The organism is Gordonia sp. NPDC003429, from assembly GCF_053588575.1.
On the sequence record NZ_JBSFQF010000001.1, the window covers coordinates 252477 to 268835 of the forward strand.

Consider the following 16359-nt stretch of genomic DNA (forward strand, 5'->3'; position numbering starts at 1 on the left):
CCAGGACACCCGCGACGCCACTACCGTGGCTGAGGTGAGCCTGCCAGCGCAACGTCCCGAACCCGGACCCGACGACGAACGCCGGGCACGACTGCGTGCCGCCGACGTCGATCGCGAACTGGTGCACAGTATTTTGTCGGCGGCGATGTCCAGCGGCGCACTCTCGCCCACGGAGTACGAAGAGCGCGCACAGAAAGCAGTGAGCGCCAAGACATTCGGTGAACTCGACGAACTCACCGACGACCTCCCGGTGACTCAACTCGGCGTACCATTGCCCGCCGCGGGCGATCCCTACCCGGGAGCGGCAACCGCGCAGGTCAGTTCGGCGGCCGGGCGCGAACCCGTCCGTCACCGGCTCGCCATCATGTCGGGCTCCGAACTCAAGGGCCGCGCGGTGGTGGCCGAGCATCTGAGTGCCACCGCGATCATGGGGGGTGTCGAAATCGATCTGCGCGAGGTGGACTTCACCTCGGCAGATCTGACCATCCAGTGCGTCGCGGTGATGGGTAGCGTCGACATCACGGTGCCGCCCGACGTCGGAGTGGAGGTCGGCGGGCTTGCCATCATGGGCGGATTCGGCGGGAAGGCGGCCCACCCCGGCCGACCGGGTGGCGTGACCGTCCACGTCACCGGATTCGCCCTGATGGGTGGCGTGGACGTCAAGCGCAAGGAGCGTGACTGATCGACGGCGTCGTCGACACGTCATCGGATCTCAGGCGAGCAGCCACGCGATCACGGCGATCACCGGAACCGAACCCAGCGTGGTGATCAGGGCGGTGTCGCGGGCGAGAATCTGGCCGCGCCGATAACGGGTGGCGTACACCATCACGTTCTGCGCGGTGGGCAGCGCAGCGATCACCACCTGCGCGAACAGGGTGTGACCGGACTCGCCGAAACCCCATCGTGCGATCACGTAGACCAGCGCGGGCATCGCGATCAGTTTGAGTACCGACGCCGCCACCACCTCACGCCGCGGACTATCACCCTTCTTCATCACCGCCACCCCGGTCAACGACAAACCGAACGCGAGCAGCGCCGCGGGCACCGACGCGCTGCCGAGCATTTTGAACGGCTCGAGGACCGCGGCGGGCGGATGCCAGCCGAGTGCGGAGAACACCACGCCGATCAGGCCGCCGATCACGATCGGGTTGGTCAGCGGCAGCACCACGGCGTCGCGGATCGCCGATCGTCCGGCGGTGCGATCCAACGCCGTCAGGTCCAGCGTGACCAGCGCCAGCGGTGAGTAGATCAGGATCTGAAAGAGCAGCAGCGGGGCGATGAACGAGGCGTCGTGCAGCACGAAGAGGGCAATCGGCAGACCGAGATTCACACTGTTGACATACGACGACGACAGCGCTCCGATGACGAGTTCGGGAATCGAGCGGCGGCGCAACAGCAGCCGTGCCACGCCGATATAGACGGCGCCGACGATCAGCGCCGAACCACCGGCGATCAGCAGCGTGGTGGAGAAGATGACCGACAGGTCGGCGGTGACGAGTGAATGAAAGAGCAGCGCCGGGGTACACACGAAGAACACCAGGCGGGAGAGCACTTCGTGGGCGTGTTCGCCCAGCGTATGGGTCCGGCCGAGCAGAAATCCGATTCCGACCATGATGAAGATGACCGTGAACCCGGAGACCACGCCTGACACCGGTCGAGTCTAGTCACTAGTCTGAAACGACATTTCGGACGGTGAGGGGACCGGGTGAACGACGACGGCAGGCGCGATCCGCGGGAAGACGGCGGTGTCGATCCGTACGGCGAGACCCAGTTCCGCCCACTTCCCGAGGCGCGGCCGGAGTACGACGCGCCGTTCACCCCGATCGGCTATCCACCCTACGAGGACCCGGCCGCGCAACCGCCGACCGATCCCGGACCCTATGTGGCGCCCGGCTCCCAGCCGTATTCACCCCAGCCGTACCCGAACCAGCCCTATCCGCCCCAGTCGTACCCGAACCAGCTGTACCCGAACCAGCCGTATCCCAGCCAGGGTCCGTACGGGGCCGTGCCTTACGTGCCCGGATATCCGGCACCGGGTCTTCCGTGGACCCCGCAGGCCCCGACCAGCACCAAGGCGATTCTCTCCCTGGTCTGCGGCATCGTGTCCGTGGTGGGGTTGCTCACCTGCTGGGTGTCGGTGTTCGTGTCCCTGCCCACGGGCCTTGCCGCGGTCGTCCTCGGTGCCCTGGCACGGTCGGAGATCACGCGGTCGGCCGGTGGCCAGCGCGGGGAGGGCATGGCGCTGGCCGGTTTGATCACCGGAGTGGTCGGCATCATCGGGGCCATCGTCTACGCCGTGATCTTCTTCGTCCTCATCGCATCGAGCAATTGACCCGGTGACCCGCTTCCGCGGGCGAGCGTGAGCACGGACTTCGTGTACGAATCGAATGAAACGCGGCAGTAAAGGCGCGTGAGGGCTCCACCCGTCATTAAGCTGATGCGGCAGAGGCCGGCTCGTCGTGTCGGGCCCGCCCGCCGTGCACAGTTCGTCGACCCTGCCTGCGGTCGACGTCGTCGAGGAAAGGCTCGCAGATGTCCACACCGCACGACGGTTCGAAAGAGCCTGATTCCGGTTCGGAAGGCGCGGCATCGACACCGCCGCCCTCGCCGTCCGACGACTCCACTCGGATCATCCAGACTCCACCGTCGGGAGGGTTCCCCTCGGGCGCCACGCCCCCGCCTGCCGGGCCGCCCTCGTCGGATGCCACCCGGGTGATCAACACCGGCCCGAGCGGAAACACGCCGGAGACGCCCGGATCGACGCCGCCACCGCCGTCGGGGTACCCGCCCCCACCGCCGTACGGTGCGGCTCCCGAGCCCCCGCAGTACGGCACCCCTCAATACGGCGCGCCGCCCCAGTACGGCACCCCGGAGTACGGCGCACCGCCCCAGTACGGCGCACCCGCCGGCGGCGGCACTCCCGACTACGGTTCGACGCCGGGTGGGCAATATCAGGCTCCCGGCGCCCAGCCCCAATACGGCGCCCCTCAATACGGTGAGCAACCCCAGTACGGTGAGCAGCCCCAGTACGGTCAGCCGCCCGCGTACGGCCAGCCGCCCGGTTACGGGCAGCCGCCTGCGTCCGGCTATCCGGCGGCCGGTGGGGTACCGGGGCAACAGTCGACCAACGGGATGGCGATCGCGTCGCTGATCGTCTCGATCGTCGGCGTGCTGTGCTGCTCCACCCTGCTGGTACCGATCATCGGTGTCGTGCTCGGCGTGGTGGCCCGCAACCAGATCAAGGCCTCCAACGGCACCCAGAAGGGTGACGGCATGGCCCTGGCCGGCATCATCATCGGCGGCATCGCGATCGTGGTGGGCATCGTGTACTGGATTCTGTACGCAACCGGCGTGCTCACCTTCAACATCACCGACACGTCCACGTACTGACCGGCTGCGCTGACCGGCTGTACTGACCGGTCAACCCCGCAGGTGCACCGTTTTGGAGGTTGACCCCTCCGCCGGGTAGTCTGGTGAGGTTGCGTGCCGCGCCCCCGGGTGTTCGGCGCGCGGACCATGCGAGTCGTCGTGTGTCCCTACGACGCGGACGACCACCAGAGCACACACGTAGAGAAGGGCACTACCATGGCTGTTCCGAAGCGCCGGATGTCGCGGGCCAACACCCGCAGCCGTCGTTCGCAGTGGAAAGCGGACAATCCGGCACTGCAGGAGGTCAGGGTGAACGGCGTCGCCCAGCGCATCCCGCGGCGGTACGTCAAGGCCGCCCGCGCCGGCGTCATCGACCTCGACCGCCGCTGACCCAACGTTCCACCAGAACTGCCGCAACATCCTCGATGTTGCGGCAGTTCTCGTTGTAGACCTCTGCTCCCGTTGTAACCTCTGCGTCGTGCCGCCGTGGTTTCACCGTCGGCGCGGTTGATCGAGGCGAACGAGGTTCAGATGTTGCTGACGATCCTGAGCACAGCGGGGATCGCGTTGTTCGCGGGGTCCGGTGCGCTCGTCGGCGTCCGGAAGGGCTTCGACCTGTGGGGGATCGTCACCGTGGGTGTGCTCACCGGTGTCGGTGGGGGCATCTTGCGGGACCTGCTCGTCGGCATCACACCGCCGACGTCCCTGGTGAACTGGCTCCCGATCTCCACCGCGGTCATCGCCAGCCTGGCGGTGTTCAAATTCCATCCGTCGCTCGCGGAAATCGGGCGCCCGGTCGAGATCCTCGACGCCTTGGGTGTGGGTCTGTTCGCGTCGGTGGGTGCCAGTATCGCGGTCGATGTCGGCGCGAACGCGTTCACCGCGACGCTGGTCGGTCTGCTCACCGCGATCGGCGGCGGCATCATCCGCGACGTCCTGGTCAACGACGTCCCGTTGCTGTTGCAGCCGTCCGAACTCTACGCGATTCCCGCCCTGATCGGGGCCGCGATCGTCGCCGGGGGGATGGTGCACACCAATCTCCCGCAGCAGGTCTGGCTCATCGTGGGCACGGTCGTGTCGAGCGCTCTGCGGCTGGCGTCGTTGTTCCGCGGGTGGCGGCTGCCCACCGCCGGCCGCGGTGTCCGGCTGGCACCCCGCTGGCGTCCCGGTGGGCGGCCCCGCCCACCGGAATGACCGGCTCCTACTGTGCGATCACCTTGTTGACCAGACGGTTCAGTGAGTTGGGAATGAACTTCGCAGCGTTGCCCAGCACCAGGGTCTGGGTGCCCACCGAGTAGCTCGTGCGGTGCAGCAACTTGTCCTGGCGACTCGGATGCACTGCTTCCCAGACCTTGTCGGCCACCTGCTCGGGGGTGATCCGGACGCCCAGGCTCTTCGTGGATTTCGCGTCATTGTCGGCGAGAGCGGTCTTGGCCCACAGCGGCCAGATCCCCACCACCCGGATGTCGTCTTTTTCCCACTCGAGTTCGAGTGCTTCGGTCAGGCCCGCGACGTAGAACTTGGTGGCGCTGTAGGTCGCGATCCCCGGCTGACCGTAAATGGCCGACGCGGATGCGATGTTGACCAGATGGGCGCCGGGCGTCGCCTTGAGGTATTTGAAGGCGGCCTGCGCGCCGAGGGTGACGCCGAGCGCATCGATGTCGATCTGCTTACGGATCGCGTCGGGGGAGATGTCGGCGAGGTCGCCGGCGATGAGGATGCCCGCGTTGTTGTCCAGCACGTCGAGTTGGCCACCGGTGTGCGAGGTGAAATCCGCGAGCGATTGCTCCCATTGCGCGGGGTCGCGGACGTCGATCTGCCCGGTGATGAATGCGGGGTGGTTGGCCTTCACCTTCGCCAGCGCGTCGGCGTCGACGTCGTAGACGCCGACGGTCCACCCTTCGCGGTCGAACCGCTCCGCGGTGGCCAATCCGATGCCGGCCGCACCGCCGGTGATGAAGATGGACGGCATTGAATCTCCTGCCCTTGAACTGCGAAAACGTGCGATCCACACGAACCTACCCGCGAGTATATCTGCGCGTGTGTTTACTCCGTCACACCCCGGTGCTATCTTGACAACACGCATTGTCATAACAGCGCACGTTGTCACGGTTGCGCGCAGACGTCCCAATGAGAGGCGAATTCGAATGACTACTGCAATGGACCGCACCGACGAGGTTGCAACGTCGACGAGCGACGAGAACGTGGTCAGCATCCGCGACCACGGCATCGACGAAGTGTCGGGCCGACTGCTGGCATCGGCGGCACGGCTCTCCCGAAACGCGATGACCGAGATCGACTGGTCGCTGCCGATGGATCCCACCAAGTACGGCTGCAGCCCCGAGTGGTCGTCGCTGTACGGCACCGACTACTGGAACGAGCTCACCGAGGAGCAGCGGGTCTCGCTGACGCGGCACGAGTTCGCGTCGATCATGTGCATCGGTATCTGGTTCGAGATGATCCTCAACGAGATGATCCTGCGCGATCAGTACCTCGGCGACTACCACAGCAGCGAGTACCAGTTCGCGCTGACCGAGATCGCCGACGAGTGCCGTCACTCGATGATGTTCGCCAAGGCGTCGGAGAAGATGGTCGGCACCTCCTACCGCCCGAGCCGGATCGTCGGACGACTCGGCAAGCTGCTCAAGGGCAATGCCCGCGGGGAGATCGCCTACACCGGCATCCTGGTGGCCGAGGAGATCCTCGACGTGTTCCAGCGTGGCTGCATGCGCGACGACCGGGTGCTCCCGTTCATCCGCACCGTCAACGAGATCCATGTGCTCGAGGAATCGCGGCACATGAAGTTCGCGCGCGAACAGGTCCGCGAGTCGTTGAAGACCGCCGGCGCCGCCCGCCGTCAGACGAGCGCGCTGATCGTGTCGATCGCCGCGTACGTGATCGTGTCGAGCCTCATCCAGAAGCAGGCGTACACCGACGCCGGACTCGACGCCGACCGCGCCGCTGCCGAGGCCAAGAACAACGCCCACTTCCACGCGATGATCCGCAGCAGCTGCGCACACCTGATGGAGTTCCTCGACGAGGTGGGCCTGCTCACCCGCCCGGCGATGCGCTACTACCGGAAAGCGAACATGCTCTGATGTTCGTCATCACCCAGACATGCTGCAGCGACGCGGCATGCGTGTCGGTCTGCCCGGTGAACTGCATCCACCCCACCCCCGACGAGCCGGGATTCGGCACCTCCGACATCCTGCACGTCGACCCGGTGGCCTGCATCGACTGCGGCGCCTGCGCCGATGCGTGCCCGGTGGACGCCATCTTCCCGGCCGAGAACCTCGGTGCCCGCGACAAGGTGTTCATCGAGATCAACGCCGACTACTACCGCACCCACCCCGAGGTGAAGTCGGGGTGGAACCCGATCGCCTGGGACCCGGCCGAGGACGATGCAGACCCCGACCATCCGTCGGTGACCTACCCCGACATCCCGCGGCTCCCCGCAGGCATGCGGGTGGCGTTGGTGGGCACCGGTCCGGCGGGCGGATACGCACTGCGGACACTGCTCGACCGCACCGAGGCCGACGTGACCGTCATAGACAAACTGCCGACACCGGGTGGTCTGGTGCGAGCGGGGGTCGCGCCAGATCATCCGGGAACCAAGGGTGTGCTGCACGGCTTCGACCTGCTCTACCGCGATCCCCGGGTCACCATGGCCACCAACGTCGAGGTGGGCAACCCGCGGGCCGGTGGACCCGACATCGGAGTGGTGTCGCCGCAGGAGCTGTCCGAACACTTCGACGCGGTCATCTACGCGGTGGGCGCCAGCGAATCCCGGCGACTCGGCATCCCGGGTGAGGACCTGCCCGGTTCCACCTCCGCCACCGAACTCGTCGCCTGGTACAACGCCGTGCCCGGTGCCGACGCGGCACCGCCGATCCGTCGCGGCACCGCCGACGACCCCGCGACCGGCCGGGCGGTGATCGTCGGCACCGGCAACGTGGCGCTCGACGTGGCCCGCATTCTGGTGTCACCGCCGGAATTGTTGTCCACCACCGACATCGCCGATCGCGCACTGGGCATCCTCAAGGAACAGAACGTGCACGAGGTGGTGCTGCTGGGTCGTCGCGACCAGGCCAATGCCGCGTACACGTCGGCCGAATTCCGTGCGCTGTCGACGATTCCGGGCGTTGAGGTGGTGGTGATCGATGATCCCGCCGCACAGGTCGACGACCTGTCCGGCCCGGCCGACCCGAACCGGCGGCGCATCGTGTTCCTGTTCCACAGCGCCCCCGAAGAGATCCTGGGCGACGGTCAGGTGGACGGCGTGCGGGTCCGCACCGGCGAGGGCACCCACCGTATCGGCGCCGACCTGGTGGTACGCAGCATCGGTTACCGCAGCGTGCCCATCGCCGGACTGCCGTTCGACGAAGCGCGGGGGCTGTTCCCCAACGTCGACGGCCGGATGGTCGACGCGGACGGCGCGGTGATTCCCGGTGCCTACGTGGTGGGCTGGGCCAAACGCGGCCCGAGCGGCGGAATCGGCGCCAACAAGATGTGCGCCCAGAAGACCGTCGAGGACCTGGTCCGCGATGCCGCCGAGGGCAAGCTGACGCCGCCGAAACACAAGCCCGACGACTTCAACCGCCTGCTGCGCTCACGCACCCGGCATGTGATCGGCTACCGGGGGATGCGGGCCATCGACCGCATCGAACGTCGCCGCGGCGACGAGCAGGGCCGCCCGCGCGTCAAGTTCACCCGCGTTCCCGACATGGTCGGTGCCGCGGGGTGGCGCAAACGCTGACCTCTCGCGACCGGGTTCCAACCTTCCTCACCCCGCTCGAAGTCCCCGGGGTTCGGCACCTCAGTCGGCGCGGGGTGCCGGCAGCGCCAGACCTTCTTCCTCGGCCATGAGTTCCTTCTCACCGGTCATGGCGTCGATCTCCTCGAGTGGTGGAACAGGTTTCCCGTCGAGCACGAGTTGCATTCGTTCCTTGTCGAGCTGACCTTCCCAGTTGGCCACCACGAAGGTGGCCACACAATTGCCGATCAGGTTGACCGACACCCGCATCGAATCCATGATCCGGTCTGCGCCGAGCAGCAACGCCACCGCGGCGACCGGGATACTGCCGTGGCTGATGGCCGCCACCGTTGCCGAGAGTGCCAGGAACGAGGATCCCGGCACACCGGCCATTCCCTTTGAGGTCAACATCAGCACCAGCATCGCCGTGATCTGCTCGCCGAAACTCAAATCGACGCCGAGTGCCTGCGCCAGGAACAGGATGCAGATCGACAAATAGAGCGTTGCCCCGTCGAGGTTGAACGAATATCCGGTCGGCACCACCAAACCCGTTGTGGTACGGGAACATCCGGCGAAGGTCAGCTTTGTCATGATGCGCGGCAGCACCACTTCGGTGGACGCGGTGCCCAGTGCGACGAACAGTTCGTCCTTGATGTAGACGAGGAACTTCCACAGATTGACACCGGCGAAGATCCGGACGATCGCGGCGAGCACAAGGATGAACAGGATGGCGGCGAGATAACAACAACCGATCAGCCTGCCGTAACTGGCCAGTGACGACAATCCGTACTGCCCGACCACGAACGCCATCGCGCCGAACGCGCCGACGGGGGCGAGCTTCATGATCCAGCCGATCATGGTGAAGAAGATGTGGCTGCTCTGGTCGATGAACTCGAGGATGATGGGCGGACCCTTCTCGCCCAGCTTGGCCAGTGCCAATCCGAACAGCACCGCGAAGAACAGCACCTGAAGCAATTCGTTCTCGGCGAACGCGGAGATCACCGAGGTCGGGATGATGTTCAGCAGGAAGTCCACCGTGTGCGGGAGTTCGCCGTTGTCGGTCTTCTTCGCGATGGCGTCGGCGCCGGTGGCGAGAGTGTCGGGATCGATGTTGAAGCCCGCGCCCGGCTTCACGAGGTTGCCCACCACCAGGCCGAAGATCAATGCGAAGGTCGTGACGGCCTCGAAATAGATCAGCGCCTTCACGCCGATGCGTCCCACCGCCTTGAGATCGCCGACGTGGGCGATTCCCAAGACCACCGTGCAGAAGATGATGGGTGCGATGAGCATCTTGATGAGCTTGATGAAGCCGTCGGCCAACGGCTTCATGTCGGCACCGAAGTCCGGCCACAGCGCACCGACGGTGATGCCCGCGACGATGCCCACCAACAGCCAGGTGAACATCGACCGGTACCAAGGTGTTTTCGGTTTCTCTGCGGTCGGGTCCGCCGACACGGTGATGTCGCTCGTCATGCGGCGAGTGTGCTCAACTGTTTGGTCGATTTGGTGAAATGACTATTGCAATTCCGTAAATGGCGCAACCCCGTACGAAGACGAGAAGTGCGCGTTGCTCAGCCGACTCTCAGTGATTGTGGATAAGACTGTTCATATGCGCATTCTCGTGGTTGACGATGACCGGGCGGTCCGGGAATCGCTGCGTCGGTCACTGACCTTCAACGGGTACGCGGTCGACACCGCGGGCGACGGGATCGAGGCGCTGGAGAAGATCGTCGCCGACCGACCCGACGTCGCCATTCTCGATGTGATGATGCCCCGCCTCGACGGCCTCGAGGTGTGCCGGCGTCTTCGCTCGACCGGCGACGACCTGCCCATCCTCGTGCTGACCGCCCGCGACTCGGTGTCCGAGCGGGTGTCGGGACTCGACGCGGGCGCCGACGACTACCTGCCGAAACCCTTCGCGATGGAGGAGTTGCTGGCGCGACTGCGCGCCCTGCTGCGACGCTCCACCCCCGACGACCCGGAGTCCGAAGCACTCACCTTCGCCGACCTGTCGCTGGATCCGGTGACCCGCGACGTGTCCCGTGGCGAACGCCAGATCAGTCTCACCCGTACCGAATTCGCGTTGCTGGAGATGCTGATGGCCAACCCGCGCCGGGTGCTCTCGCGCAGCAGGATCCTTGAAGAGGTGTGGGGATACGACTTTCCCACCTCCGGAAACGCACTCGAGGTCTACGTCGGCTATCTGCGTCGCAAGACCGAGGCCGACGGTGAGCCGCGACTGATCCACACCGTGCGCGGCGTCGGCTACGTACTCCGGGAGACCCCGCCGTAGTGACGGATCTGCACGAGACCTCGGCCGGATCCACCCACGGCTGGACACCGTGGCGCCATCGCGACGGCCATGCCGAGATGCGTGCCCCCATGCCGCTGACCCGCGCGGTGTCGTTGCGCCTGCGCGTGACGCTTCTCTCCGCGACGGTGGTGCTGGTCGCGGTGAGCCTGATGGCCGCCGCCGCCTATTTCGTGGTGTATCGGGCGATGTACAACGAGGTCGACTCTCAACTGGAGAGCCGGGCCGACGGCATGACCGCGCTCGCCAAGACCGGCATGCTCAACGACCGCCCCGAGTCGCTGGTCGCGGGAACTGTGTTCTCCACCAACATCTCACTGGCCCTCGTGCGCCCCGACGGGCAGACGTATCTGGTGGGGTCGGTGCCGTTCCAGGACGTCGAACGCCGCATCGCCCGCTCGACGAATCATCCCGGCAACAATCTGCAGAGCCTGCGCACCGTCGACAACCAGCGGGTGCTGGCCCGCAAACTCGACGACGGCAACACATTGATCCTGGCGCAGAGCCTGTTGCACACCGATCGTGTGCTCAAACGGCTGGCGTGGGTGTTGCTGGTGGTCGGCTGCGGCGGGGTGGCGTTGGCTGCGCTGGCCGGCACCACGGTGGCCCGTGCGGGTCTGCGCCCGGTGGCCCGCCTCACCCGCGCGGCCGAACGCGTCGCCCGGACCCAGGATCTGACGCCGATCCCGGTGAGCGGCAACGACGAACTCGCCCGGCTCACCGAGAGTTTCAACACGATGCTCGCCGCCCTGGCGCAGTCGCGCGATCAGCAGGCCCGCCTGGTCGCCGACGCCGGGCACGAGCTGCGGACACCGCTCACCTCGTTGCGGACGAACCTCGAATTGCTCATCGCGGCAAGCGAGCCGGGTGCGCCCCCGGTCCCGGCCGCCGACATGATCGAACTGCGTTCGGATGTGGTGGCCCAGATCGAGGAACTGTCCACCCTCGTCGGTGACCTCGTCGACCTCGCCCGTGAGGACACCCCCGAGGTGGTGTTGGAGGAAGTCGACCTCGCCGAGGTGGTCGATCAGGCTCTCGAACGGGTGCGCCGGCGCCGCACCGACGTCGACTTCGAGGTCAGCACGATGCCGTGGTTCGTCTTCGGTGACCAGCACGGTCTGAGCCGCGCGGTACTGAACGTGCTGGACAATGCCGCCAAGTGGAGTCCACGTGGTCATGCGGTGGTGGTGGGACTGGCCCAGGTCGACGATGTCACTGCCGAACTGACCGTCGCCGACGCGGGACCGGGCATTCCGCCGGAAGACCGTGAGTTGGTGTTCGAGCGGTTCTACCGGTCCACGCAGTCCCGGTCGATGCCGGGATCGGGACTCGGCCTGGCCATCGTGCGTCAGGTGGTGGTGCGCCTGGGCGGGTGGGTGCGCGCGGAGCAGTCGACGATGGGCGGCGCACTGATCCGGATGTCGCTGCCCGGACACCCGATTCCCGTGGAACCCGAACCGCAGGTGGTTCGTCAGTAGTGTGAACGGTCTTCAGTGACTTACCTCGCTGACGCGAAGTCCGATCCCCTAGGGTGATTGGCGAGCGCATCCCGGCCGGTCGGAGCCAATGCTCCGCCTGCTCAGGGGTCGCTCGCAGGCCCGAAGGGCGAACCCCGAACCGAGGAAGAACGACGACGATGACAGGTGGCGGCCCGCAGGGCGGCAATCCCTACGGCAACGGCCCGTACACGGGTGGGTTCCCGGCCTTCGACCCCAACGCGGGTCGCACTCCTGCGCCCGACCCCAACGCGGGCCGCGCACCGGGCTACGACCCGGCCGGCGGTCGTACTGCGCCCTACGGTGACACGTCCTATGGCGGCACCCATTCTTACGGTGACACCCATTCCTATGGGTCCCACGCGACCCCGGGATACGAGCAGCCCGCGTCGCAGCCCGGCACCGCGGCGTTCCCACCCGGCCCGCCCACCGGATTCGACCAGCCCGGTCCCGTCGAGCCGACGCCGCAGAAGAAGTCCCGCGGCGGCCTGATCGCGGCCCTGGTTGCCGCGGCCCTCGTCTTCGGCCTGATCGCCGGAGCGATCGGTGGGGTCGTGGGGGCCAAGGTGGCCGACAACTCGAGCAATTCGGCGATCCCCTCCGGTCCGCTCGGCGGCGACCCGAACACCGGCAACGGAGCCGAACCACCCGCGCCGGCCGGCTCCACCCAGGAAGTCGCGGCCAGGGTACTGCCGTCGGTGGTGTCGATCGACGTCGTCTCCGGCAGCGAAGAGGGCGAGGGCTCGGGGGTCGTGCTCACCGACGACGGCGTGATCATGACCAACAACCACGTGGTGACCAGCACCAGTGGGAGCCCGGCCAGCACAGTTCAGGTGAACTTCCACGACGGCTCGCGCGCCTCGGCGCGTGTGCTCGGCGCCGACCCGATCTCCGATATCGCCGTCATCAAGGTCGACAAGTCGAACCTGACCCCGATCACCGTCGGCAACTCGAACAATCTCGCCGTGGGCCAGGACGTGATCGCGGTGGGTGCGCCGCTGGGGCTGGAGGGCACCGTCACCACCGGCATCATCAGCGCGCTGAACCGTCCGGTGTCGACGTCGCGGGAGGGCGGCGGGGGCACCACCTCGGTCATCGACGCCATCCAGACCGACGCGGCCATCAATCCCGGCAACTCCGGTGGCGCCCTGGTCAACGCACGGGGCGCGCTGATCGGCATCAACACCGCCATCGCGACCCTCGGCGGTGGGGAACAGCAGCAGGGCGGCAGTATCGGACTGGGCTTTGCCATCCCGATCGACCAGGCCATCCGGGTGGCCAAGCAACTCGAGAAGACGGGTAAGGCCACCCACGCGAGTCTGGGTGTGTCGGTGCGGCCGAGTAGTAACCCGGACACGCCCGGTGCGCTGGTCTCCGACGTCACCGCGAACGGACCGGCCGCTGCCGCGGGAATCCCGAAGGGCGCCGTCATCACCAAGGTCGACGATCGCAACATCACCACCGGCGATGCGCTCGTCGCCGCCGTGCGGTCCTACGCGCCGGGCGACAAGATCTCGGTCACCTACGTCGCCAACGGACAAACCAAGACCACCAGCGTCACCTTGGGGACCCTCCCGGCCAATTGATTGCTGCGACCGATCACCACGTTTGATCACGACAGAGAGGCAACCATGAGCGACACAGGTAGCACCCCGTACGGTTCCACCGTTGCCGAGGGCGACGTCGGCACCGCGTCCGCTCCTGAACTCGTGCAGGTCGATCCGGCCGACGTGGTGGCAGCCGACGCCGCGGCGCGCGACTTCGTCGCCCGGTACAGCGCAGTGCCCGCCCCCGACTCCCCGGATGGGGAAGTGGGGCGCGCGCTCGTGGTGGTGGTGGACGACCAGGTGGCGCACGGAGAGCTGCCCGATTCGCTGGGACCCCTGGTCGGCGAGTTGCTGGCCGAGGCCGGATTCCACGTGGACGCCACTCTCGCGGTGTCGGGCGACGAGGTGGAGATCCGTAACGCGCTGAACACCGCGGTGATCGGCGGGGTGGATCTGGTGGTGTCGGTGGGCGGTGTGGGCGTGGGGGCGCGCGATGTGACACCCGAGGCCACCGAGCACCTCCTGGACCGCCGGCTCCGCGGCATCGAAGAGGCCGTGCGTAGTTCCGGTCTCGCTGCCGGCGCCACCGACGGGGGCCTCTCGCGCGGCCTCGCCGGGATATCGGGCCAGACGTTGGTGGTCAACATCGCGGATTCGCGTGCCGCGGTTCGTGACGGCATGGCGACGGTGGCACCACTGGCCAAGTACGTCATCGAATCGATCAGTGAATTCTGAGTGTCTCTGAATCGTCTCTCAGGAAAATCTGTGCTAGCGCGTGCTCGACGCCGGGGCGTCATCGGCGCGCACGACCGAATCCGCAATCGCTGAGTAGGCTGATGAAATGTCGTCCACCAGCGAAAACGATTCGCCAGGCGAGAATACGCGTGCCGCATCACGTCGGCGCCGCGCTCTTGACGACGTGTTCGGTGACGACATTCCGGACATAACGACCGACGAGTGTGACGAAGGTCACACAGGTCGATCACAGGAGTGGTACGACGATCAACGCCCACCGCACTATGGTTAACGCCATTTTTTCGGAAGCTCCTAGCAGGGCGTTTTCCTGCTGTTAACACAATTCCCGTGCGGCTGGCGAATTATTACTTGTCGATACCAAGTTGTGGACATGAGACACGACTGAATCCTCCTGTTGCCCGTTTTGATATCGCTCGGATAACGTTCGCGGTGACAGCACCCGGCCACAGCGTGGAGGCTCGGGAACGAGGTCCTGCTATCGGGGAGCTATCTGGTGGCAGTAGTGGAACGAGGAGGCTGGGTCCGTTTACCTCCTGGAAACTTTGCCGTAGCGGCGGGTTCACCCGGGGGCTAGATGATTCCCGCGAGCCACCTAGGTCACCCGGTGGATACGAGAACGCATCCACCGGATAACAGCCGAATCCTGTGAGAGGGAACGAATGAGCAAGTTCAGCAAGCTTGGGCTGCGCCGTGCTGCTGGCGCTGTCGCCGTAGCCGCCGTCGCGGCGATCGGTGCCGCCGGCATGGGGGCAGGGCACGCGGAGGCCGCGCCGCTGGCCAACGGCTACAAAAACGCGGGCGGCGCCCAGATCTGGCGCACCGGTGAGTCGGCGTACGCCACCCCGACCGTTGCCAACAACCCGGCCCAACGTCAGGCGTCACTGTCCGGTACGTATACCGCCAAGCTGGCAGCTCCGCTCAATGGCAACATTGCGGTGAAGTACATCATCGGTTGCCAGGTAAACGTCTCCGGACTCACTCTTGGCCTTGGCGGCAGCTTCGACATCAGTCCGGCCATCGGAGGCAGCGCAACGCTGAGTCTGCCCCTGGCGCCGGGTCAGGTTGCCGTGGCAAGCATCACCGACAAGGACATCAAGGCGGGTGGTACGGGCAGCATCCAGATTCAGGACTTCACCCTCATACTCCCCAACTGCGGTGGCTACGCCTCGGCGCGCTCGGCAGTTCAGGTTGTCGCGGCCAACGGATACAACACCGACGGTGGCACAGTGAACGGTACGGGCAACTACATCCAGTCGACCCTTTACGGCCAGCCCTTCAGTCTCAACTGAGTGGCAGCAGATAACCAGCAACTACTGAGATTTATCTGCTCCCAAGCAGATCGAACATTCCACGAAGGGGAATCATGAAGAAGATCATCACGCGTCGCGTGGCCGCAGTCGTCGGTATCGCCGGCGCCGCGGTGATGGGGCTTGGCAGCTTTGGTGTTGGCGGTGCTCACGCCGGCCCGGTGGCCGGAGGCAAGGTCACCAAGAAACTGGCCGACGGTACCCCAGTGACCGTCGCCCTATACGACCAGTTCATCAATATCCAGCACCCTGTCAGCAATGTTCCGACCAGCCGTGAAGTCTGGGCGTCCGGCAAGGTCAACGTCACCGTCGGCGGAAAGGCCGAAGGCGGCAGCATCAAAGCCGGGTACTTGGTCGGGTGCCAGGTCAATTTCGGTATCGATGACAGTAGCGGTGCAGGGGCTGGCTTCACCAACCAGGGAACGTGGGGTGACTTTAACGGGGTTCCGTACCCGCGGTTCAATAAGAACAACGGCCAGGCTAGCCCGGTGCCGGGAGCCAACGGCGGTGTCACCCTCCAGCCTGGTGCGGTGTCGACGGTCTGGCTGATCAACACCACCTCCGGTGACAGCACGGCCTACAAGGACTACGGCGTCAACGACTACACCTTCAAGGGCAGCAGCGGTGGCGTCCAGTACAGCCAGGAGCAGTTCGGCGTCGATGGTTGCGCCGGATACGCATCGGCTCAGCCGATCGTGCAGGTTTCGGTCAGCACCGACTCGGTGAAGAGCCTCGTCACCCTGCGCGGAACGCCGTTCAGCCTCGGCTGATCGCGAGTCACGCACACAACTGAACACACTCCGTAGGGCGGGAACCGGTA

The 16359-nt window shown here is 66.1% G+C and carries 16 protein-coding genes; 13 read left to right on the forward strand and 3 right to left on the reverse strand.

The genetic code is table 11. From position 1 onward, the window contains the following. Positions 1–34 precede the first annotated feature (34 nt). Positions 35–682: a DUF1707 SHOCT-like domain-containing protein gene (locus ACWDSI_RS01185; protein WP_449755413.1), complete on the forward strand. Its 648-nt coding sequence runs from the start codon at positions 35–37 to the stop codon at positions 680–682. A 30-nt stretch (positions 683–712) separates the two neighbouring features. Here the strand turns inward: ACWDSI_RS01185 and ACWDSI_RS01190 are convergent, their stop codons facing one another. Then, positions 713–1651, reverse strand: a complete 939-nt coding sequence (locus tag ACWDSI_RS01190; RefSeq protein ID WP_449755414.1) for an AEC family transporter — start codon at positions 1649–1651, stop codon at positions 713–715. 54 nt (positions 1652–1705) lie between these two features. Here ACWDSI_RS01190 and ACWDSI_RS01195 point away from each other — a divergent pair, with 54 nt between their 5' ends. The 4 genes from ACWDSI_RS01195 (at position 1706) to ACWDSI_RS01210 (ending at position 4563) form a co-directional block, all read left to right on the forward strand. Further along, complete coding sequence (locus tag ACWDSI_RS01195; protein WP_449755415.1) at positions 1706–2332, forward strand: DUF4190 domain-containing protein; 627 nt, start codon at positions 1706–1708, stop codon at positions 2330–2332. Between the two features lie 200 nt (positions 2333–2532). After that, on the forward strand, positions 2533–3390 hold the full coding sequence (locus ACWDSI_RS01200) for a DUF4190 domain-containing protein (RefSeq protein WP_449755416.1): 858 nt from the start codon (positions 2533–2535) through the stop codon (positions 3388–3390). A gap of 195 nt (positions 3391–3585) precedes the next feature. Further along, the gene (rpmF, locus tag ACWDSI_RS01205; RefSeq protein ID WP_449755417.1) at positions 3586–3759 is read left to right on the forward strand and encodes a 50S ribosomal protein L32; all 174 of its coding nucleotides are present in this window, start codon (positions 3586–3588) and stop codon (positions 3757–3759) included. 141 nt (positions 3760–3900) lie between these two features. Next, the gene (locus ACWDSI_RS01210; protein WP_449755418.1) at positions 3901–4563 is read left to right on the forward strand and encodes a trimeric intracellular cation channel family protein; all 663 of its coding nucleotides are present in this window, start codon (positions 3901–3903) and stop codon (positions 4561–4563) included. Positions 4564–4570: 7 nt separating this feature from the next. On the opposite strand, the gene ACWDSI_RS01215 is transcribed toward ACWDSI_RS01210, so the two are convergent. Then, positions 4571–5341 carry an SDR family oxidoreductase gene (locus ACWDSI_RS01215; protein WP_449755419.1) on the reverse strand — a complete coding sequence of 257 codons (771 nt, stop codon included), beginning with the start codon at positions 5339–5341 and terminating at the stop codon, positions 4571–4573. Positions 5342–5516: 175 nt separating this feature from the next. On the opposite strand from ACWDSI_RS01215, the gene ACWDSI_RS01220 reads away from it, so the two are divergent. Together ACWDSI_RS01220 and ACWDSI_RS01225 are read left to right on the forward strand one after the other, a co-directional pair. Next, positions 5517–6467 carry an AurF N-oxygenase family protein gene (locus ACWDSI_RS01220; protein ID WP_449755420.1) on the forward strand — a complete coding sequence of 317 codons (951 nt, stop codon included), beginning with the start codon at positions 5517–5519 and terminating at the stop codon, positions 6465–6467. Beyond that, a complete protein-coding gene (locus ACWDSI_RS01225) occupies positions 6467–8125 on the forward strand; it encodes an FAD-dependent oxidoreductase (protein WP_449755421.1) in 1659 nt (552 codons plus the stop codon). The genes ACWDSI_RS01220 and ACWDSI_RS01225 overlap by 1 nt, the downstream gene beginning before the upstream one ends. A gap of 60 nt (positions 8126–8185) precedes the next feature. Here the strand turns inward: ACWDSI_RS01225 and dctA are convergent, their stop codons facing one another. Continuing rightward, positions 8186–9595, reverse strand: a complete 1410-nt coding sequence (gene dctA / locus ACWDSI_RS01230; RefSeq protein ID WP_449755422.1) for a C4-dicarboxylate transporter DctA — start codon at positions 9593–9595, stop codon at positions 8186–8188. A gap of 136 nt (positions 9596–9731) precedes the next feature. Between dctA and ACWDSI_RS01235 the strand changes: the two genes are divergently transcribed. The 6 genes from ACWDSI_RS01235 to ACWDSI_RS01260 all read left to right on the forward strand — a co-directional run bounded on the left by ACWDSI_RS01235 (position 9732) and on the right by ACWDSI_RS01260 (position 16309). After that, positions 9732–10415 carry a response regulator transcription factor gene (locus ACWDSI_RS01235; RefSeq protein WP_449745586.1) on the forward strand — a complete coding sequence of 228 codons (684 nt, stop codon included), beginning with the start codon at positions 9732–9734 and terminating at the stop codon, positions 10413–10415. Between the two features lie 77 nt (positions 10416–10492). Beyond that, positions 10493–11911 carry an ATP-binding protein gene (locus ACWDSI_RS01240; protein WP_449745919.1) on the forward strand — a complete coding sequence of 473 codons (1419 nt, stop codon included), beginning with the start codon at positions 10493–10495 and terminating at the stop codon, positions 11909–11911. A 158-nt stretch (positions 11912–12069) separates the two neighbouring features. After that, entirely contained in the window at positions 12070–13515 is a 1446-nt protein-coding gene (locus ACWDSI_RS01245; protein ID WP_449755423.1) for a trypsin-like peptidase domain-containing protein, read from the forward strand. Between the two features lie 45 nt (positions 13516–13560). Continuing rightward, positions 13561–14211 carry a MogA/MoaB family molybdenum cofactor biosynthesis protein gene (locus tag ACWDSI_RS01250; protein ID WP_449755424.1) on the forward strand — a complete coding sequence of 217 codons (651 nt, stop codon included), beginning with the start codon at positions 13561–13563 and terminating at the stop codon, positions 14209–14211. A 680-nt stretch (positions 14212–14891) separates the two neighbouring features. Continuing rightward, positions 14892–15521 carry an MspA family porin gene (locus ACWDSI_RS01255; protein WP_449755425.1) on the forward strand — a complete coding sequence of 210 codons (630 nt, stop codon included), beginning with the start codon at positions 14892–14894 and terminating at the stop codon, positions 15519–15521. Between the two features lie 74 nt (positions 15522–15595). Further along, positions 15596–16309 (forward strand): MspA family porin, encoded by a 714-nt coding sequence (locus tag ACWDSI_RS01260; protein ID WP_449745582.1) that lies wholly within the window; start codon positions 15596–15598, stop codon positions 16307–16309. The last annotated feature ends 50 nt before the right edge of the window (positions 16310–16359 follow it).

Coding starts and splice junctions, on each gene's coding strand:
- ACWDSI_RS01200 (WP_449755416.1), top strand. CDS start 2,533: ATGTCCACACCGCACGACGGTTCGAAAGAGCCTGATTCCGGTTCGGAA.
- rpmF (WP_449755417.1), top strand. CDS start 3,586: ATGGCTGTTCCGAAGCGCCGGATGTCGCGGGCCAACACCCGCAGCCGT.
- ACWDSI_RS01210 (WP_449755418.1), top strand. CDS start 3,901: ATGTTGCTGACGATCCTGAGCACAGCGGGGATCGCGTTGTTCGCGGGG.
- ACWDSI_RS01215 (WP_449755419.1), bottom strand. CDS start 5,341: ATGCCGTCCATCTTCATCACCGGCGGTGCGGCCGGCATCGGATTGGCC.
- ACWDSI_RS01220 (WP_449755420.1), top strand. CDS start 5,517: ATGACTACTGCAATGGACCGCACCGACGAGGTTGCAACGTCGACGAGC.
- ACWDSI_RS01225 (WP_449755421.1), top strand. CDS start 6,467: ATGTTCGTCATCACCCAGACATGCTGCAGCGACGCGGCATGCGTGTCG.
- dctA (WP_449755422.1), bottom strand. CDS start 9,595: ATGACGAGCGACATCACCGTGTCGGCGGACCCGACCGCAGAGAAACCG.
- ACWDSI_RS01235 (WP_449745586.1), top strand. CDS start 9,732: ATGCGCATTCTCGTGGTTGACGATGACCGGGCGGTCCGGGAATCGCTG.
- ACWDSI_RS01240 (WP_449745919.1), top strand. CDS start 10,493: ATGCGTGCCCCCATGCCGCTGACCCGCGCGGTGTCGTTGCGCCTGCGC.
- ACWDSI_RS01245 (WP_449755423.1), top strand. CDS start 12,070: ATGACAGGTGGCGGCCCGCAGGGCGGCAATCCCTACGGCAACGGCCCG.
- ACWDSI_RS01250 (WP_449755424.1), top strand. CDS start 13,561: ATGAGCGACACAGGTAGCACCCCGTACGGTTCCACCGTTGCCGAGGGC.
- ACWDSI_RS01255 (WP_449755425.1), top strand. CDS start 14,892: ATGAGCAAGTTCAGCAAGCTTGGGCTGCGCCGTGCTGCTGGCGCTGTC.
- ACWDSI_RS01260 (WP_449745582.1), top strand. CDS start 15,596: ATGAAGAAGATCATCACGCGTCGCGTGGCCGCAGTCGTCGGTATCGCC.